The organism is Clostridium sp. UBA4548 (genome assembly GCF_002387895.1).
Taxonomy (GTDB): domain Bacteria; phylum Bacillota; class Clostridia; order Clostridiales; family Clostridiaceae; genus Clostridium_J.
Genome location: NZ_DGLI01000044.1, coordinates 153,084 through 169,004, shown reverse-complemented (window position 1 = coordinate 169,004; position 15,921 = coordinate 153,084). Strand labels below are relative to the sequence as shown.

The window sequence follows — 15,921 nt, the reverse complement described above, 5'->3', positions numbered from 1 at the left end:
AACTAAGTTGGCTTTTAAGAATAATTCGAAAATTAGAGGAGATTTGAAGCTTGGAGAGAATTATATTCATAACAGTTTTACTTTCGGGGAGGAATGAGGATATGCTGAGTTTTAATTCTAAAAATAAAAACAGTAACAAAATTAAAAATATAGGTGTGAGCCTATTAAAAGAATATAGGGTATTCTTTTTTATTTTAGCTATTTTTACAATGAAAAATATTTTATTTACAGCTCTAATTCAATCTTCAGGTGCGTCTATGCTTCAAAGCTCTAATTTGAAAATTTCAGCATTGAATTGTGTTCCGTATATACTTTTTTCAACCATAATACTAGCTATAATTTTTTTAATTAAAGGAAAGCTTCAATGGAAGATTGTGATAACTTTAGATATAGCTCTTACCTTAATTATTATCTCTGATCTTTTTTACTATAGGGGATTTTCTAGTTACGTTAATTTTTACTTATTAGACCAACTATCTATGACAGAAGATTTAGGGGGCTCTATTATTGCACTATTTAGGAGTATTGATATTTTATTTATTTTAGATTTTTTACTTTTACCTTTTATAATAAAAAGAAAAAGTACTCATTATAGAAATACTATGAGAAAACCTAAAATTTTCTTTTTATTAATAGCCTTAAGTTCTTTTCTTCTCGTGATATATTATACTGATTTTAATATTGGGGAAAAAACTACTAGATACTTTGTGAAATCCACATTAGATAAAGTTCACATGCCAAATGACAAAATGGTTCTTTTAGGACCAATTGGATATCATATATATGATGGATATAGCTATTATTCTAATAAAAAGCCCTATAACCTTTCTCAAAAGGAATTAAAGGATATAGAAGAATTCTATAAAGATAAAGAAGAGAACTTAAAGGATAATGCATATAAAGGGTATTTTAAAGGTAAAAATCTACTTTTAATACAGGTGGAGTCTCTTGAAAACTTTGTTATAAATAGAGAAGTACAAGGGCAAGAAATTACACCCAATATAAATAAGCTCTTAAATAACTCCTTGTATTTTGATAATTTTCATGAACAGGTATGGAATGGAAATAGTTCAGATTGTGATTTGTTAGTAAATGGATCTGTTTATCCAGTAAGAGAAGGTACTACTTTCTATAGATATCCTAATAACTATTATCCACATTCCCTTCCGAATGTAATGAAAACTTTAGACTATAATACCTATGTAGTACATCCTGACACCTCAATGTACTGGAATTACAAACCTGCACTTTCCTCTATGGGATTTGATAAACTTTATTTCGCAGAAGACTTAGGAGTAGAAGAAAAAATTGGACTTGGAATTAGTGATAAGGAATACTTTAAAAAGGCAACCGATATCATTAAAAAGCAAGAACAACCTTTTTATGGTATGACAGTGACAATAACTAGTCATACACCCTTTAACCTTCCAAAGGAAGATAAAGCTTTAAACCTTGATGAAAATTTAGAAGAAACAGAAATAGGAAGGTACTTTCAGGCAATTCATTATACTGATAAACAGATAGGTAGTTTTATAGAAAGTCTTGAAATAGAGGGCATTTTAGATAATACTGTGGTAGTGCTTTATGGTGACCATACAGGGGTTCATAAATATTTTCAAGATAAAATTAATGGTATGAAAAATAAAGAAAATTGGTGGAATGATAACAATAACAAAATACCATTATTAATTTATAACAAGAGTTCTTCTGCTAAAATAATCAACACCTATGGAGGACCAGTAGATTTGGTTCCAACTTTAGGTTATTTAATGGGTGCAGATGAAAAAAAATATAAAACTGCAATGGGAAGAAATTTATTAAATACAAACAAAGATTTTGTTATCTTATCTAATTTTGAAGTAAGAGGTAATATTACTAAGGCTGAGAAGGAGAAATATAAAAATTACTTAATTCTGTCAGAAAAAATAATAAGAAGTAATTATTTCCTAAAACATGGGAATTAAATAAATATAATTTTAGAATTAAAACTTCACCTTTTTCAAATACTAAAGTATGAGTTGAAAAGTATTTTAAGAAGGTGATTTTATGATTAGAAAAAGAAAGAAGTTTATTTCAACTTTCTCATTATTTACTTTTTTTACTGTGCTTTTATTTACGCTTAATTTTAGTATTCTAGATGAAAAAGCAATTGCATTAGAAGAGGAACCGAATTCATTGGTGCAACAAGAAAAAATAGTGTACCTTACTTTTGATGATGGGCCTACTGTAGTTACTAAAAAAATTCTAGAAGTATTAAAAGAAGAAGAAGTTACAGGAACATTTTTTGTTATTGGCCAATTAGTTGAACAAAACAAAGATATTGCTGAAGCAGTAAAGGAGGCAGGTAATGCTATATGTGTTCACACTTATACTCATGAAGATAAAATATACAAAAATACTGAGACCTTTATGGAGGATTACCGTAAGTGCTCTACTGCTATAAAAGAACTTACTGGTAACGAGGTATTAAAATTCATGAGATTTCCAGGAGGGTCAAGTACTACTATGGCAAGAAAGCCTGTACTCAAAGAAATAAGGGGAGAGGTTGTTGATAAAGGATTATATTATGTGGATTGGAATATTACAATTGACGATTCTTTAGCTAGAAATAAGCCTGCAGGTACATTGATAAATAAGTTTTATCGAGAGTTTAAAAATAATAAAAAAGATAGGATTATAGTTCTTATGCATGATTCTTATTATAATAAGACCACTGTACCAACTTTAAAGGAAATAATAAAAACTTTAAAACAGGAGGGGTATGTTTTCAAGAATTTTAATGACATAGATGAAAAAGAGTTAAAAATTCTTGAGGAAAGGGCTCTTATTAATAAACATGAAAAGAAATTAGATAAACAAGTTAATAAATAAAAATTAACCTATTATGAAAAATTCATAATAGGTTAATTTTTTTAGTAATTACCTATGATATAATAACTATATTAAAATTAAATCTTAAATTATTGATAAACTGTAAAGTATTTATAATCACAAAAGGTTCTATGGATATATTTTAATACAAAGACCCTACTGCATAATGCGGGTACTATAAAAAAGAATTTTAATTGAAAATGGAGTTGATTTTATGGAAAACATACATAGAGAGTTTTTTAAAGTTAAATTTTATGATACGGATTTTACAAGTAAGGTTAAACTCTTTTCCTTAATAAACTATATGCAAGAAACTTCAGAGCAACATTCAAATAGCATAGGAATTGGGTATAATCATTTGATTAGTGAAGGGCTATTTTGGGTAGTTTCAAGACTTGAAGTAAATATGATTAAATATCCTAAAAATATGGATGAAATAATAATGGAGACTTGGCCAAGTGGTATAGACAAACTGTTCTTTAAGCGTAATTTTAGAATTATAGATGCAAATGAAAATGAGCTAGGAAATATAATAGCATATTATCTTTTATTGGATGTAAACTCTAAGTTTCCACAAAGACCTACTAGAATCTCTTTAGGGGTTGATAGCATAGAAAATAGATTTGGAGAAGAGAAAAAATTAGATAAGATTAAGATGCCTAATGAGTTAGTAGGAACTATAGAGAGAGTAGTGACTTATAGTGATATTGATTTAAATATGCATGTAAATAATGCTAAGTATATTAGTTGGGTAGAAGATGTTTTTAATCTTGAAGATTATAAAAATAAGAGAATAGCTTCTCTTCAGCTAAATTTTATAAAGGAAGCTAAATATGGGGATGAAGTGATTTTAAATAAATATGTACACAAAGAAGCCCTCAATACATATTATATTGAAGGCTTAGAGAAAGAGACTAAGACTCAGTTCTTTCAGTGTAAAGTTACATTTATAGAAGAGTAATTATAAAGCTTAATTTCTACAGTATCCTTTAGGTTAAAGGATAAAATATACTGTGATAAGAAGAAAGTTAGGAATACTTCCTTACAACTCCTTAATAATTTCAAATAATTCGATAGCAGCTTGTTTTGGACCATCCTTCTCTTTACCTTGGATTCCAAGACAAGTTTTTATTTGGCCAACCTTTACGCCGGTTTTAAAAAATTCATTAAAATATAAGTCAATTAATTTATCTGTCTCTGACATTCTTTGGTAAGGACCAAAGGGGTTTGCAAAATATGATTTTACCAGTCCTTTTTCAGAAGTGGTGCCTTTAGCCATTCTAGCTCCATCTCTGAAGATAGGTATGGCTTCTTCAACAGAATTAAAGTATTCTATAGCTTTTGTATTTTCAGTCACATCATCAAAATTGTTTGCGTAAAGAAATAAGTCAATAGGATAACCTTTCAGTATATCCTTATAAGTAGCTACAGGCATTACCAGTCTTGCATTAGTTTTATCAGGATTCATAAATATACTTCTATCAATTTCTTTAAAAGCATAACCTTGATCTAAATCGTCTAGTCTTACAAAGGCTCCTATTTCTGTGCCATAAGCCTTAGGTTTTTGACCATTTCTTCTAAGTTTTATGGAGCCCATATCATCAAATATAATAGTCATATCGCTTATATAATCTTCACTAAGACTTCTAAAAGCCTCTAAACTTTCAGATTTTCCAGCCCCACTATCACCCATGATAAGCACATTGGCAGATTTTCCGTTTTTCATAATTATGTTGACCATGGCGCCATGGATGGGAAGGTAACCTTTTTTTATCATGATTAGATTATGAAGTGTAAGAGTCATCTTTTTCATGTAGCCAAAATAATCTATGGCTTCATCATAGTTAACATAACCAAGCATTATGCCATTTTTTACATCATCATAAAAAATAGTTCTTATCCTGTCATAGTCATCCTTGGCTCCAAATACATAAACTATATCTGGTTTTTTACCTCTGTAATCATCCTCTTTTGCCATTTCAAATAGATTACAAAGGGTAACACCGTGAGCCATTAAATCTCTATGAAAATAAATGAAGGCTAAAACTTCACCTACTAAAGCAGGGTAGCAAAACCAGTGATCGGTATTGATATAGCAATCATTCAGAGGGTTTTTGAAGGTCTCAGTAAAGAACCCATCTCTAGTGTTTTTCTTTGGATAAGTTATAAAAGGAGCTTCTAGCATTATGGTATTAATAAAAGGGATATCCTCTAAAACCTCATATTCATAAGGACAAGGCCAAACTGTATTATTTAATATCAACCCCGCGTTAGCTCCAGAAGCAAGTTGACGATAAACAGTTGGTTCAGCAGAAAGGATGCTTTCTTGAATCTTTCTGTAAAAGTCTAAAATCAGTTTTGTGAATTTATTATTTGCTTCTATAAAACTTACAGAAGCTAGACCATCAGTGACTTTGTTGTTTTGTATTATGGAGTATCTTTCCAAGCGTCTCCAAAAACCATAAAAATCTTCTACAAGTTCAAAGAATTCATACTTATCTTTAAGAATTTTCTCATACCTAGTATTAAGTCGTACAATTTCCGTAGCTTTAAGAACTGTTAGTAATCTGAAAAGGTCAACCAGTTCATCAGTAATTTCTTCACTATCAGTGTTTTCTATATTCTCACATAGAAATTTGTAAACATTAGAATTTCTACTTTTAACTCTATTATAATAAGATAAAAGTACTCTTCTAAAGCCTTCACTTTTTAGTAGGTTTTCTATGGTGTTACAATACTTGGCAGAAAAGTTTATCATTACCTTGTCATTACTTATTGAAAATTCCTTTTTCATATATTCACCTCCAACTTAAGTAACTTAACTTCTAATTTATTAGGGTTTAAGATGCTTTTTTATAGTATTATTTTTAAAACAATATATTCCATAATATATTACATATAAAATATGCAGGAGTTACTATAAGTATAATACATTTTATTGAGATTTGGAATAGAAAAAGCGATAAAAATGAAGTTTAAGTTATACTATAATGCAATTTTCAAATTATTATTTCGCAAACTCTTCTTAGCTAATGAACAAGTTCATTTTAAAAAAATCTTTGGAAGGACATTTAACTAAGAAAAACCACCTTTGTGTACAAAAATATTTCATTACACCAAAATTTTATTTTTAGAAAAAGATTCTTACCTTAACTAATTTTAAAACTTAAGTTACAGTGAACACTAAAGGTGAATCAGTGAATTATCTTTCTGAAATGTTGTTAAATGTTGTATGAACAAAAAGAAGCTTAATAAAGTATATGGTAGTAGTAATACCTTGAACATAGTTTTTTAAAGTGGATATGGCACTATGGAGGTGGTTATTAAAAGTAAATGTTGTAAACATTTTTTGAACAGATTATTGAGAAAATACACAATTATGCAAAAAATAAATGAAAACCAACCATGAAAGAAGTATAGTGAATAATTTATTGATATATTCATTAAAATGAAAAATAAACATAGTTTACCCCTTTGATTTAATAATTGACAAGCTTTACTAAATATCACATAATTAAGAAGGAAATTTTAGTCATTAGGTTATGTGCATTAATAGAGGGGGAGAAATCAGTGTCACAAAATAAGCCGTTAAAAAAGGCCATTAGTACAGAAGCATTTATATTTTTAGTAATTTTTATAGGGGTTTTCTTGGGAATAGGTAGTGTTATGGGTACAATAAATATGTTTAACACTCTAATGAACACAGCCTATAGATTGCTGATGGATACAGTATTTTATATACTAGCCATAGCAGTTTTAGCTGGAGCAATATCTGCACTTCTTTCCGAATTTGGAGTAGTTTCCATAATAAATAAAATACTATCGCCATTAATGAAACCACTTTATGATTTGCCTGGAGCAGCAACTATAGCGGTTTTAGCAACCTATCTATCAGATAATCCTGCGATTTTAACACTAGCAGATGATAAGGGTTTTAGGCGCTATTTTAAGAAATACCAAATACCTGCCCTTACAAACTTAGGGACTGCCTTTGGGATGGGACTTATAGTTACAACCTTTATGATTAGCCAAAAGTCTCCTGTAGGAGAAAGTTTTATTCTTGCTGGAATCATTGGCAATATTGGTGCGGTAGTAGGTAGTATTGTTAGTACGAGGATAATGTTAAGGTTTACATCGAAAATATATGGTAAAAAAGAGTATTGTGTAGTTGAGGATGGTGAAAGCTTTGATATGATAAATTATAGAGAAGTTAGACAAGGTAGTGCAGGTGGAAGGATTATGGATGCTCTTTTAGAGGGGGGGAAGTCAGGCGTAGAAATGGGGTTAGCCATAATACCAGGAGTATTAATAATTTGCACCATAGTGTTAATGCTTACAAATGGACCCTCAGCCACAGGGGAATATACTGGGGCAGCTTACGAAGGCGTAAAGTTACTTCCTTGGATAGGAAGCAAATTAAGTTTTATAATTAGTCCTTTATTTGGATTCCAAAGTTCAGAAGCTATTGCTTTTCCAATTACCTCTTTAGGGGCTGTAGGAGCTGCAATGGGATTAGTTCCTAAGATGTTAGAACAAGGGTTAATTGGAGGAAATGAAATAGCAGTATTTACTGCTATGGGAATGTGTTGGAGTGGGTATTTAAGTACACACGTTGCTATGATGGATAGCTTAAATTGCAGAGAATTAACTGGTAAAGCTATAATTAGCCATACCTTTGGGGGAATTGCAGCTGGAATTGTTGCACATTTTCTATATCTATTAATAAGTTAATAAAAAACACTATAGCCTTTATATGACATACTATATAGTAAAGCAGGTTAGAAATTTAACTCTTTTACTGTATTTGACAACATATTTTAAGGTTATAGTGTTTCTTTTATGTGAGTTGGAATATTATTTCCATATTACTCTAAAAATTTTAACTAACTTATGTTAAAGTGAGTACAAATTAGAATTAGATATATTTATGCAATATCATTATTACATTCTACATACAATTCCTTTTGTGTTTTTTTTTTTTTTTTTTTTTTAGTTGCAACATGAAATAAAACAAAATGTAATAAAATAAATATGTTTAAGAAAAATAGTTTGAATATTTATAAAATTATGTCATAATAGTATTATATTTAATTTAAGGTGTAGGGGGGACTAATATGTTAAACAATCACGTTAACTACATAGATTATAAAAAGTTAGAACATTTATTACAAAAATATAAGGATATTAATTTAAATATAGTTAAAGAGAGTAAGCGTTTTATAAATATTGTTGGAGTGGGACAATTAGGAAAATACTTCATAGAATATTGCAAGTGTAATGATAGATGGAATAAGGATAATTTAAATTTTGAGAAATCATGTAAAGAATCTAATAATGAAAGGAAAATAAAGTATTTAAATAGTTTTTTACTTTCAGAGTTAGATGAGTATATGCTTGAAGAGCATAATAAAGGGGATCTTAATGTTTTTCTTTATAATTTAAGTGAACTTGGTGAATTTGATAAGTTTATTAATAGATTGATGGAAGTTAAAAATTCTTTTAATATCATTTTAGGAGTGAAGACGAAATATAGTAAACTTCAGTTTGATGTAATTGCGGATAAACTTTCTAAAGATACGAAATTACCTGTAGTTGTAATAGATGAAGAAAAGTTGATAAAAGAAACCAACAATTATATTATTTATGAACTTTACAATTTTGCAAGAGGGTGTATAGAGATTTAAAACATAAAAAACAGCAGTTATAAACTTTGATCATTAGTTTATAACTGCCTATGCTTAAAAAGTTAAGTTAAATCATGCTTTACTTTTAATTAACATACTCATTCATTTCTACCAACAGAAAATGAGAATTTTCAACAGTATTAATTTTTATTTCATCTTCATATATTTCTAATGCGTCCTTTTCCTCCAGTAGAACTTTGTGGTTTTTTTCCTCTAAACTTGTTACAAATGACTTACCATAAATTTGAATAAGATAAGCTTGCCTGTTTTCACGGATATTAAATTCTACACTATTTTCTTTTTCTACCATTGCACTGTAAATATTTATATCTTGGTTAACTTTGACAGGAGCTAGTCCATTTTTACTGCTAACCATATAAATCCAATGGTTTTTATTATCTTTTAAAGAAAAATCATAACTCATATAATTTGGATTAGATGTTTTATTATCTGGCAAAATCCACAATTGAATAAATCTTAAGGGGTTAATTCCAAAATTATGCTCCTCGTAAGTTACACCTGAACCAGCACTTATATATTGAACTCCACCTTTTTTTAATATACTTTCATTTCCTAAACTATCTCCATGAGTTAACTCACCATCAACCACATAAGACAAAATCTCCATATCATAGTGAGGATGATTATGAAAACCACTTCTTGGTAAGATAACTTCATCATTTAATAATTGTAGAACACCAAAACTCTTATATTTGGAAGTTGAATGTTTACTAGATGAATAATGATGAGTACTTTTAATCCAACCAATATTACTTTCAGCCATATTACTTAAAGGTTTTTTAGTTATCATATTTTCCCCTCCTTCTATGAAATTATTTTTACTACTAGTATTATTATTAGTATTTTTTAAATAATAATAGATGGTATGTTTTTCACAATTCTACTATAATAACCTTATTATTTTGCAAGTGAGATTATATTAGTTATATAGCAAGCTCTAATTTTACTAAACAGTTAAAAATTAGGCATATTACATATATTTTAGTTTTAAAATTACAAATATATTTTTAAAATTTAAAATAGGTATAAGTAAATATAAATTTTAAAATATTAATTAACATATTAATATTGGTTTAGAAATATGAAGTTATTAAATAAGTCTATGAAAAGTAAAGAGAATTTGATAAAGATTTCCAAGTGTGATAAAATAAATTTTATGAATTATTATGAGGTGATATATATGGACATAGTAAAGAAGTTTGTAAAGGAATGGGCAATACCAATTATATGTGCTATAATCCTAGCCTTTATTATTAATAAATTTATATTTTTCAATGTTAGTGTACCAACAGAATCTATGTATCCTACTATTAAACCAGGAGATAAAATATTTGTGCTAAGAAACTACAGGCCTTCATCTTTGAAAAGGGGAGATATTTTAGTTTTTCATTCAAAAGAAGCTAATGAAGATTTAATTAAAAGGTTAGTTGGTCTTCCAAATGAAAAGGTTGAGATAAAGTCTGATGGAACAGTTTTTGTAAATGATATACAACTAGAGGAATCTTACGTTAAATACAAGAGTGACAAAGTAGGTACTTTTATGGTTCCCGAAGGGTGCTATTTGTTTTTAGGTGATAACAGAGCAAATTCGGTAGATTCAAGGTACTGGAGCAATCCATACATACCTTATGATGAAATTATGGGAGAAGCAAAATTTATTATAAAACCTTTCAATAGATTTGGTGCTCTAAAATAACTAATATTGCTAAGGAAGTTTAATAAAATCTTTGTAGCTTTTGCAAAGATTTTGTTTTTTTATGAAAAATAGTAATAACTCATCTGATTTTGGATAATAATAGACATAGTAACTTAAGTGGTTTTGTAAAAAAAATAAATTAAATTAAACATATTAAAGCAATGGTAAACCTGTTTACATTTTGTTAATTATATATTTTAAAATTATTCATAAAATGTGTGAAAAATGTAGCAATCTAATGAAAAATGAACTATTAGCTGGATAATTTGGTAAAACAGCCAAAATTGGAATTAATATTTTTGTCGAAATGTGATATTCTTTAATAGCACATATTTAATAATTTAAGAGGAGGTAAAGTGATGGAAAATACAAAAAAATTATCCCATAACGCTTATGGCGGTGTTCATGGTGATGACTATCTTCCATTTGTTCCTACAACAGTAGCAATGCCAGAATCAACTGGATATTCTATTTTTCTAGGAATCATATTCGCAATCATTTTTGCAGCTGCAAATACTTATCTTGGATTGAAAGTAGGATTAACTATTTCTGCTGGTATCCCAGGAGCAATACTTGCAACAGGAATTTTAAAAGGAATATTTAGAAGAAATAATATATTAGAGGCTAACTTAGTTGCATCTGTTGCTGCTATGGGAGAATCTATAGCTGGTGGTATTATATTCATACTTCCAGCAATTATATTATGGGGATTTGACTTAAGTATTTGGACAGTAGTTATTGTAACTACACTAGGAGGACTTCTAGGAGTATTCTTTGTTACTCCATTAAGAAGATTCTTAATTGTTGAAGAACATGGAAATTTAGTTTATCCTGAGTCTATGGCTGCAGCAGAAGTTTTAGTAAACGGAAGCGAAGGCGGAGCTGGATTTAAAACAGTTATGACTGGTTTAGGAGTAGGAGCAGGTTATAAATTATTATCTGGTGGATTTAAGCTATGGCTTGAAGAACCAGAATGGGTTATAACTAAATATCAAGGTTCAATATTTGGATTTGATACATTAGCTTCATTATTAGGAGTTGGATTTATCGTTGGTACAGAAGCATCAGCATTCATGTTTGGTGGTTCTTTAATTGCTTGGCTTGGTCTAATTCCGTTAATTAAATTTATCGGAGCAGGATTATCAGCACCATTATTCCCATCTACACAATTAATATCAGAAATGGGAGCATGGGACATCTGGAGTAAATATGTTAGATATATAGGAGCTGGAGCTGTTGCTACTGGAGGATTTATATCTCTAGGTAAATCAGCACCAACTATCATTAAATCTTTCAAATCTGCAATGGCTGGAATTGGTGCTAAAGGTGCTGGTTCAGTTAAAAGAACAGAAGAAGATGCACCTATTACTTGGGTAATTGGAGCAGCAGTAATTGTATTTGCATTAGCTTGGTTACTACCAATGTTTAGAGAAGCAGGTATTTTTGGAGCTATACTAGCAGTTGTATTCTCATTCTTCTTTGCTGTAGTTTCAGCAAGAATGTGTGGTATAATTGGAGCTTCTAATAACCCAGTATCAGGTATGACAATTGCAACATTACTTTTCGTTGCTGGTACTTTAAAAGCATTAGGAAAAACAAACCAAGAGGCTATGATCGTAGCTGTATTAATTGGTGGTATAGTTTGTGTGGCTATAGCTGTTTCAGGTGGTACTGCACAAAGTTTAAAAACAACTTACATCATAGGAGGATCTCCTAGAAAAGTTCAAGTTGGTATGTTTATTGGTTTAGTTATAGCATCTGTGTTTGCAGCATTAGTTATCAACATGCTTAACACTACTTATGGAATAGGAACAAAAGAAGTTGCTGCTCCACAAGCTACATTAATGTCAATGGTTATTAAAGGAATTATGACAGGTGAGTTACCATGGGCTCTAGTATTCGTTGGAGCATCAATAGCTGTATTCTGTCAATTTGCTGGACTTCCAATACTTCCAGTTGCTCTTGGTCTATACCTACCAATCCACTTAAATGCTGGTATACTAGTTGGTGGTATCGTAAGAGTTTTAGTTGAAAGAAAATTCAAGAATGATGAAACTGTTAAGAAAGATAAAGTTGAAACAGGTATATTACTTGCATCTGGACTTGTTGCTGGAGATGCCTTAATGGGTATCGTTGTAGCAGGTGCAGCTACAATAGGATTAAACATTGGTTTTGGTGCAAACTTCATTCCAGCTTTAACTGGAAATGCAATATTTGCAACAGCAATGTACTTCTTACTAGGATTATGGGTTTACAATTTCTCAGTTAAATCTAAGTAGAATAAATTACTATTTATTGCAAATAATATAAATAATGATATAATCAAAGTTATTAAGGGTTTTACTTATAATTTTGAGACAAATAATAATGTTAAGAGCCCTTAGTTGGGCTCTTAACTACTTTGTAGGTGATTTTATGAAAAAAAGTTCTACTGAGACAAAAAATGATAAGTATAATTTTCTTCTCTATGTACCAGTGATTAAACATACTAATTTTACTGAAAAGGATGGTCTTGTTACTTTATACTTTAAACACGATAAGCCAATAGAAAAATTTGCTAGTTGGCTTGTTAGAAAGAATAATGTTAGTGATTTAACTTTAGATCAGCAAGGCTCCACTGCATGGTTATTAATGGATGGAGAAAAAAATATTTATGAAATTGCAATGGAAATGTCAAAAGTTTTTGGAGAAACAAAGGAAACTGCAATTGAAAAACTAATTACCTATTCAACTTACTTATCAAGAAAGGGTTGGATTCATTTCAAAGAGGTAAAAACCTTAGAGCCCAAAGATGAAGAAAATAAGGAGATGAATTAAATGGATTTAAATGTAAGAATTGATGAAATGCGTCAAGACATAATAAGAACTACCCAAGAGTTGGTTAAGATTAGAAGTTTAGAAGGTGAAGCAAAGCCAGGAATGCCTTTTGGAGAAGAAGTTGCTAAGGCTTTACAATGTGCTTTAGATAATGCTGAGAAATTAGGATTAAAAACTGTTAATGTTGATGGCTATGTTGGGTACGCTGAAATTGGTGAAGGTGAAGATTATGTAGCTGCATTAGGTCACTTAGACATTGTACCTGAAGGTGATGGATGGATACATCCTCCTTATGGGGCAGAAATTCATGATGATAAGATCTTTGGAAGAGGTACTTTAGATGATAAAGGACCAATTGTAGCTTGTCTTTACGGATTAAAAGCTATAAAGGATGCTAATTTACCACTTACAAAAAGAATAAGGGTAATATTTGGAACAAATGAAGAAACTGGTAGTAATGAATTACATTATTACTTACAAAAAGAAAAGCCACCAGTTGCTGCATTTACTCCAGATGCTAACTTCCCAATTATTAATGGTGAAAAAGGCATAACTACTTTCAATATAGTTAAGGACGTAAAAACTAGGGCGCAAGGTGACTTCGTAGTTGAATATGTAAAAGGTGGAGTAGCTCCAAATATGGTTCCTGATTATGCAGAGGCACTAGTAGTAACGGCTAATACAAGTGATTTAATAGATAAATTAAATGGTTTTGCTAAAGTAAATGGTTATGACATGAAAGCAGAAGCTAATGAAAATAGAGTTACTATTAAATCTGTAGGAGTTTCTGCGCATGGTAGTACGCCTGAACTTGGTAAAAATGCTATAATGCAAATTATAACTTTCTTAAATGTATTACCACTTGGTGATGATTGCATATCAAGTTCAATAAAATTCTTAGCTGAGTACGTAGGTATGGAAATCCATGGTGAAACCTTCGGAGTACTATTAGAAGATAAGGATTCAGGAAAACTTTCTTTCAACCTAGGAAAAATAAGTATAGATGAGAATAAAGTTGTAGTTACTTTAAATTTAAGATATCCTGTAACAAAAACTTTAGAGGATATGATGACACCATTTAATAGAACTCTTGAAAATACAGGATTTGCTATTGAAAACTTCACTCATCAAGAACCATTGTATTTTTCACCAGATCATCCTCTAGTTAAGACTCTTCAAAAGGTTTATAGTGAGCAGACTGGTAAAGAGGGTACTTTAATATCAATAGGTGGAGGAACTTATGCTAAGGAGATGCCAAATACTTTAGCTTTTGGACCAACTTTCCCAGGGGATCCAGATGTAATCCACAAACCAAATGAATATGTTGTAATAGAAGATTTAATTCAAATGACAAAAATATATACTCATGCATTATATGAACTAGCAAAATAGAAAATAGACCTTTTGTAATTGTAAGTGAGTTAAATAGAATACGATTAATTACAGCTTAATTTAAACATAGAGAAGAGCATGCTCTTCTCTATGTTTTTCAGTTTAAATTAAATTGAAAATCTTATTTCCATTGAAAAAGTATTTTAATTGGGTATAATAATAGATAAATATAAGAAAAATCCAATTTAATGTTGCATATAATTAAATTATGCAGAGAAACAAATAATTTAATTAAAATTTATGGTGAGAGGTATAATTAAAATGATAATAAATGATGTAAAAGTTGGTAAAATTACTGTGCCGTTGAAAAAACCATTTCTTATTGGAGATAGGCCATATAATTATTCAAAAGAAGTTATTTTAAAAATAATTACTGATGGAGGGGAAATAGGATTTGGTAGCGCTGCTCCAGCTCCAAGAGTCACTGGTGAAACAGAAGATTCCATAGTTGGGGCAATTAAACATATAGCACAGCATATTAAAGGTATGGATATTAGCTGTCTTGAGTGTATAACAAAAACTATAGATGAATGCATTAAAGGCAATAATAGCGCTAAGGCTGCCTTCGATATGGCTTTGTATGATTTAGCTGCTAAGAGAGCAAATATACCACTGTTTAAACTATTGGGAGGATATAACTCGGAGATACTTACTGACATGACAATACAGTATGATACTGTAGAAAATATGGTAAGTGCAGCTTATGATGCTGTAAGAGATGGCTATAGCAATATAAAGATAAAGCTTGGCAAAGATCCTGAACATGATTTAGAAAGAGTTAAGCTGTTAAGAAAGGCCATTAGAAAAGGAATAAAGGTAAGAGTAGACGGGAATCAAGGATGGTCTCCAAAGGAAGCAGTGAAAATCATAAGAAAAATTGAAGAATTAGATCTAGATATAGAGTTTGTTGAGCAACCAGTGAAGGCTTGGGACATTGAAGGGTTAAAGTTTGTTAAGGAAAATGTTGATACTTTAATTTTAGCAGATGAATCAGTATTTGCTACTCCAGAAGCTTTTAAAATCATACAAAACAGAGCTTGTGATTTAATTAATATAAAGCTTATGAAAAGCGGTGGAATTCATAATGCCATGAAGATATATAATATGGCAGATACTATGGGTATTAAGTGTATGATGGGATGCATGCTTGAAAGCAAGGTAGGAATAACAGCAGCTGCAAGTTTTGCTGCAGCTAAAAGTAATATGATAATTTCAGACTTAGATACAATGTTGTATTTTTCAGAGGATCCAATTGTTGGTGGAGCTACTATTGAAGGTAATAGAATTGTGCTATCCGAGGAGCCAGGTTTAGGAATAACAGATATAATAGGATGGGAAGAAATTACAATTTAGATAGCATAGCTTTTGTAAAAATTATAATTTAAAATTGATTTTAATAATATATGTTCCAGTAATGTAACTTCGAAATTTTAGTTTTCT

12 protein-coding genes are annotated in these 15,921 nt (G+C 30.0%); 10 read left to right on the top strand and 2 right to left on the bottom strand.

Translation table 11 applies throughout. The annotated features are described in order from the left end of the window. Window positions 1-50: 50 nt before the first annotated feature. The 3 genes from B3040_RS16225 to B3040_RS16215 all read left to right on the top strand — a co-directional run bounded on the left by B3040_RS16225 (window position 51) and on the right by B3040_RS16215 (window position 3,832). Window positions 51-1,964, top strand: a complete 1,914-nt coding sequence (locus B3040_RS16225) for an LTA synthase family protein (RefSeq protein WP_291575504.1) — start codon at window positions 51-53, stop codon at window positions 1,962-1,964. Between the two features lie 82 nt (window positions 1,965-2,046). Next, on the top strand, window positions 2,047-2,871 hold the full coding sequence (locus B3040_RS16220; protein ID WP_291575502.1) for a polysaccharide deacetylase family protein: 825 nt from the start codon (window positions 2,047-2,049) through the stop codon (window positions 2,869-2,871). A 214-nt stretch (window positions 2,872-3,085) separates the two neighbouring features. After that, a complete protein-coding gene (locus tag B3040_RS16215; protein WP_291575500.1) occupies window positions 3,086-3,832 on the top strand; it encodes an acyl-[acyl-carrier-protein] thioesterase in 747 nt (248 codons plus the stop codon). Window positions 3,833-3,913: 81 nt separating this feature from the next. Here the strand turns inward: B3040_RS16215 and B3040_RS16210 are convergent, their stop codons facing one another. Then, complete coding sequence (locus B3040_RS16210; protein WP_291575498.1) at window positions 3,914-5,665, bottom strand: phosphoenolpyruvate carboxykinase; 1,752 nt, start codon at window positions 5,663-5,665, stop codon at window positions 3,914-3,916. 776 nt (window positions 5,666-6,441) lie between these two features. Between B3040_RS16210 and B3040_RS16205 the strand changes: the two genes are divergently transcribed. Beyond that, window positions 6,442-7,602 (top strand): CD0519/CD1768 family membrane protein, encoded by a 1,161-nt coding sequence (locus B3040_RS16205; RefSeq protein ID WP_291575491.1) that lies wholly within the window; start codon window positions 6,442-6,444, stop codon window positions 7,600-7,602. Window positions 7,603-7,985: 383 nt separating this feature from the next. Next, window positions 7,986-8,555: a hypothetical protein gene (locus B3040_RS16200; RefSeq protein WP_291575489.1), complete on the top strand. Its 570-nt coding sequence runs from the start codon at window positions 7,986-7,988 to the stop codon at window positions 8,553-8,555. A gap of 85 nt (window positions 8,556-8,640) precedes the next feature. Here B3040_RS16200 and B3040_RS16195 read toward each other — a convergent pair whose 3' ends face one another. Continuing rightward, the gene (locus B3040_RS16195; RefSeq protein WP_291575487.1) at window positions 8,641-9,366 is read right to left on the bottom strand and encodes a pirin family protein; all 726 of its coding nucleotides are present in this window, start codon (window positions 9,364-9,366) and stop codon (window positions 8,641-8,643) included. 390 nt (window positions 9,367-9,756) lie between these two features. Between B3040_RS16195 and lepB the strand changes: the two genes are divergently transcribed. The 5 genes from lepB to B3040_RS16170 all read left to right on the top strand — a co-directional run bounded on the left by lepB (window position 9,757) and on the right by B3040_RS16170 (window position 15,834). Next, window positions 9,757-10,272: a signal peptidase I gene (gene lepB / locus B3040_RS16190; RefSeq protein WP_291575485.1), complete on the top strand. Its 516-nt coding sequence runs from the start codon at window positions 9,757-9,759 to the stop codon at window positions 10,270-10,272. Between the two features lie 359 nt (window positions 10,273-10,631). Then, on the top strand, window positions 10,632-12,551 hold the full coding sequence (locus B3040_RS16185; RefSeq protein ID WP_291575483.1) for an OPT family oligopeptide transporter: 1,920 nt from the start codon (window positions 10,632-10,634) through the stop codon (window positions 12,549-12,551). 136 nt (window positions 12,552-12,687) lie between these two features. Continuing rightward, a complete protein-coding gene (locus B3040_RS16180) occupies window positions 12,688-13,089 on the top strand; it encodes a PqqD family protein (RefSeq protein WP_291575477.1) in 402 nt (133 codons plus the stop codon). Next, window positions 13,090-14,481 (top strand): dipeptidase PepV, encoded by a 1,392-nt coding sequence (gene pepV, locus B3040_RS16175; protein ID WP_291575475.1) that lies wholly within the window; start codon window positions 13,090-13,092, stop codon window positions 14,479-14,481. Window positions 14,482-14,742: 261 nt separating this feature from the next. After that, window positions 14,743-15,834, top strand: coding sequence for a mandelate racemase/muconate lactonizing enzyme family protein (locus B3040_RS16170; protein ID WP_291575473.1), 1,092 nt, complete (start codon window positions 14,743-14,745; stop codon window positions 15,832-15,834). Window positions 15,835-15,921: the final 87 nt, after the last annotated feature.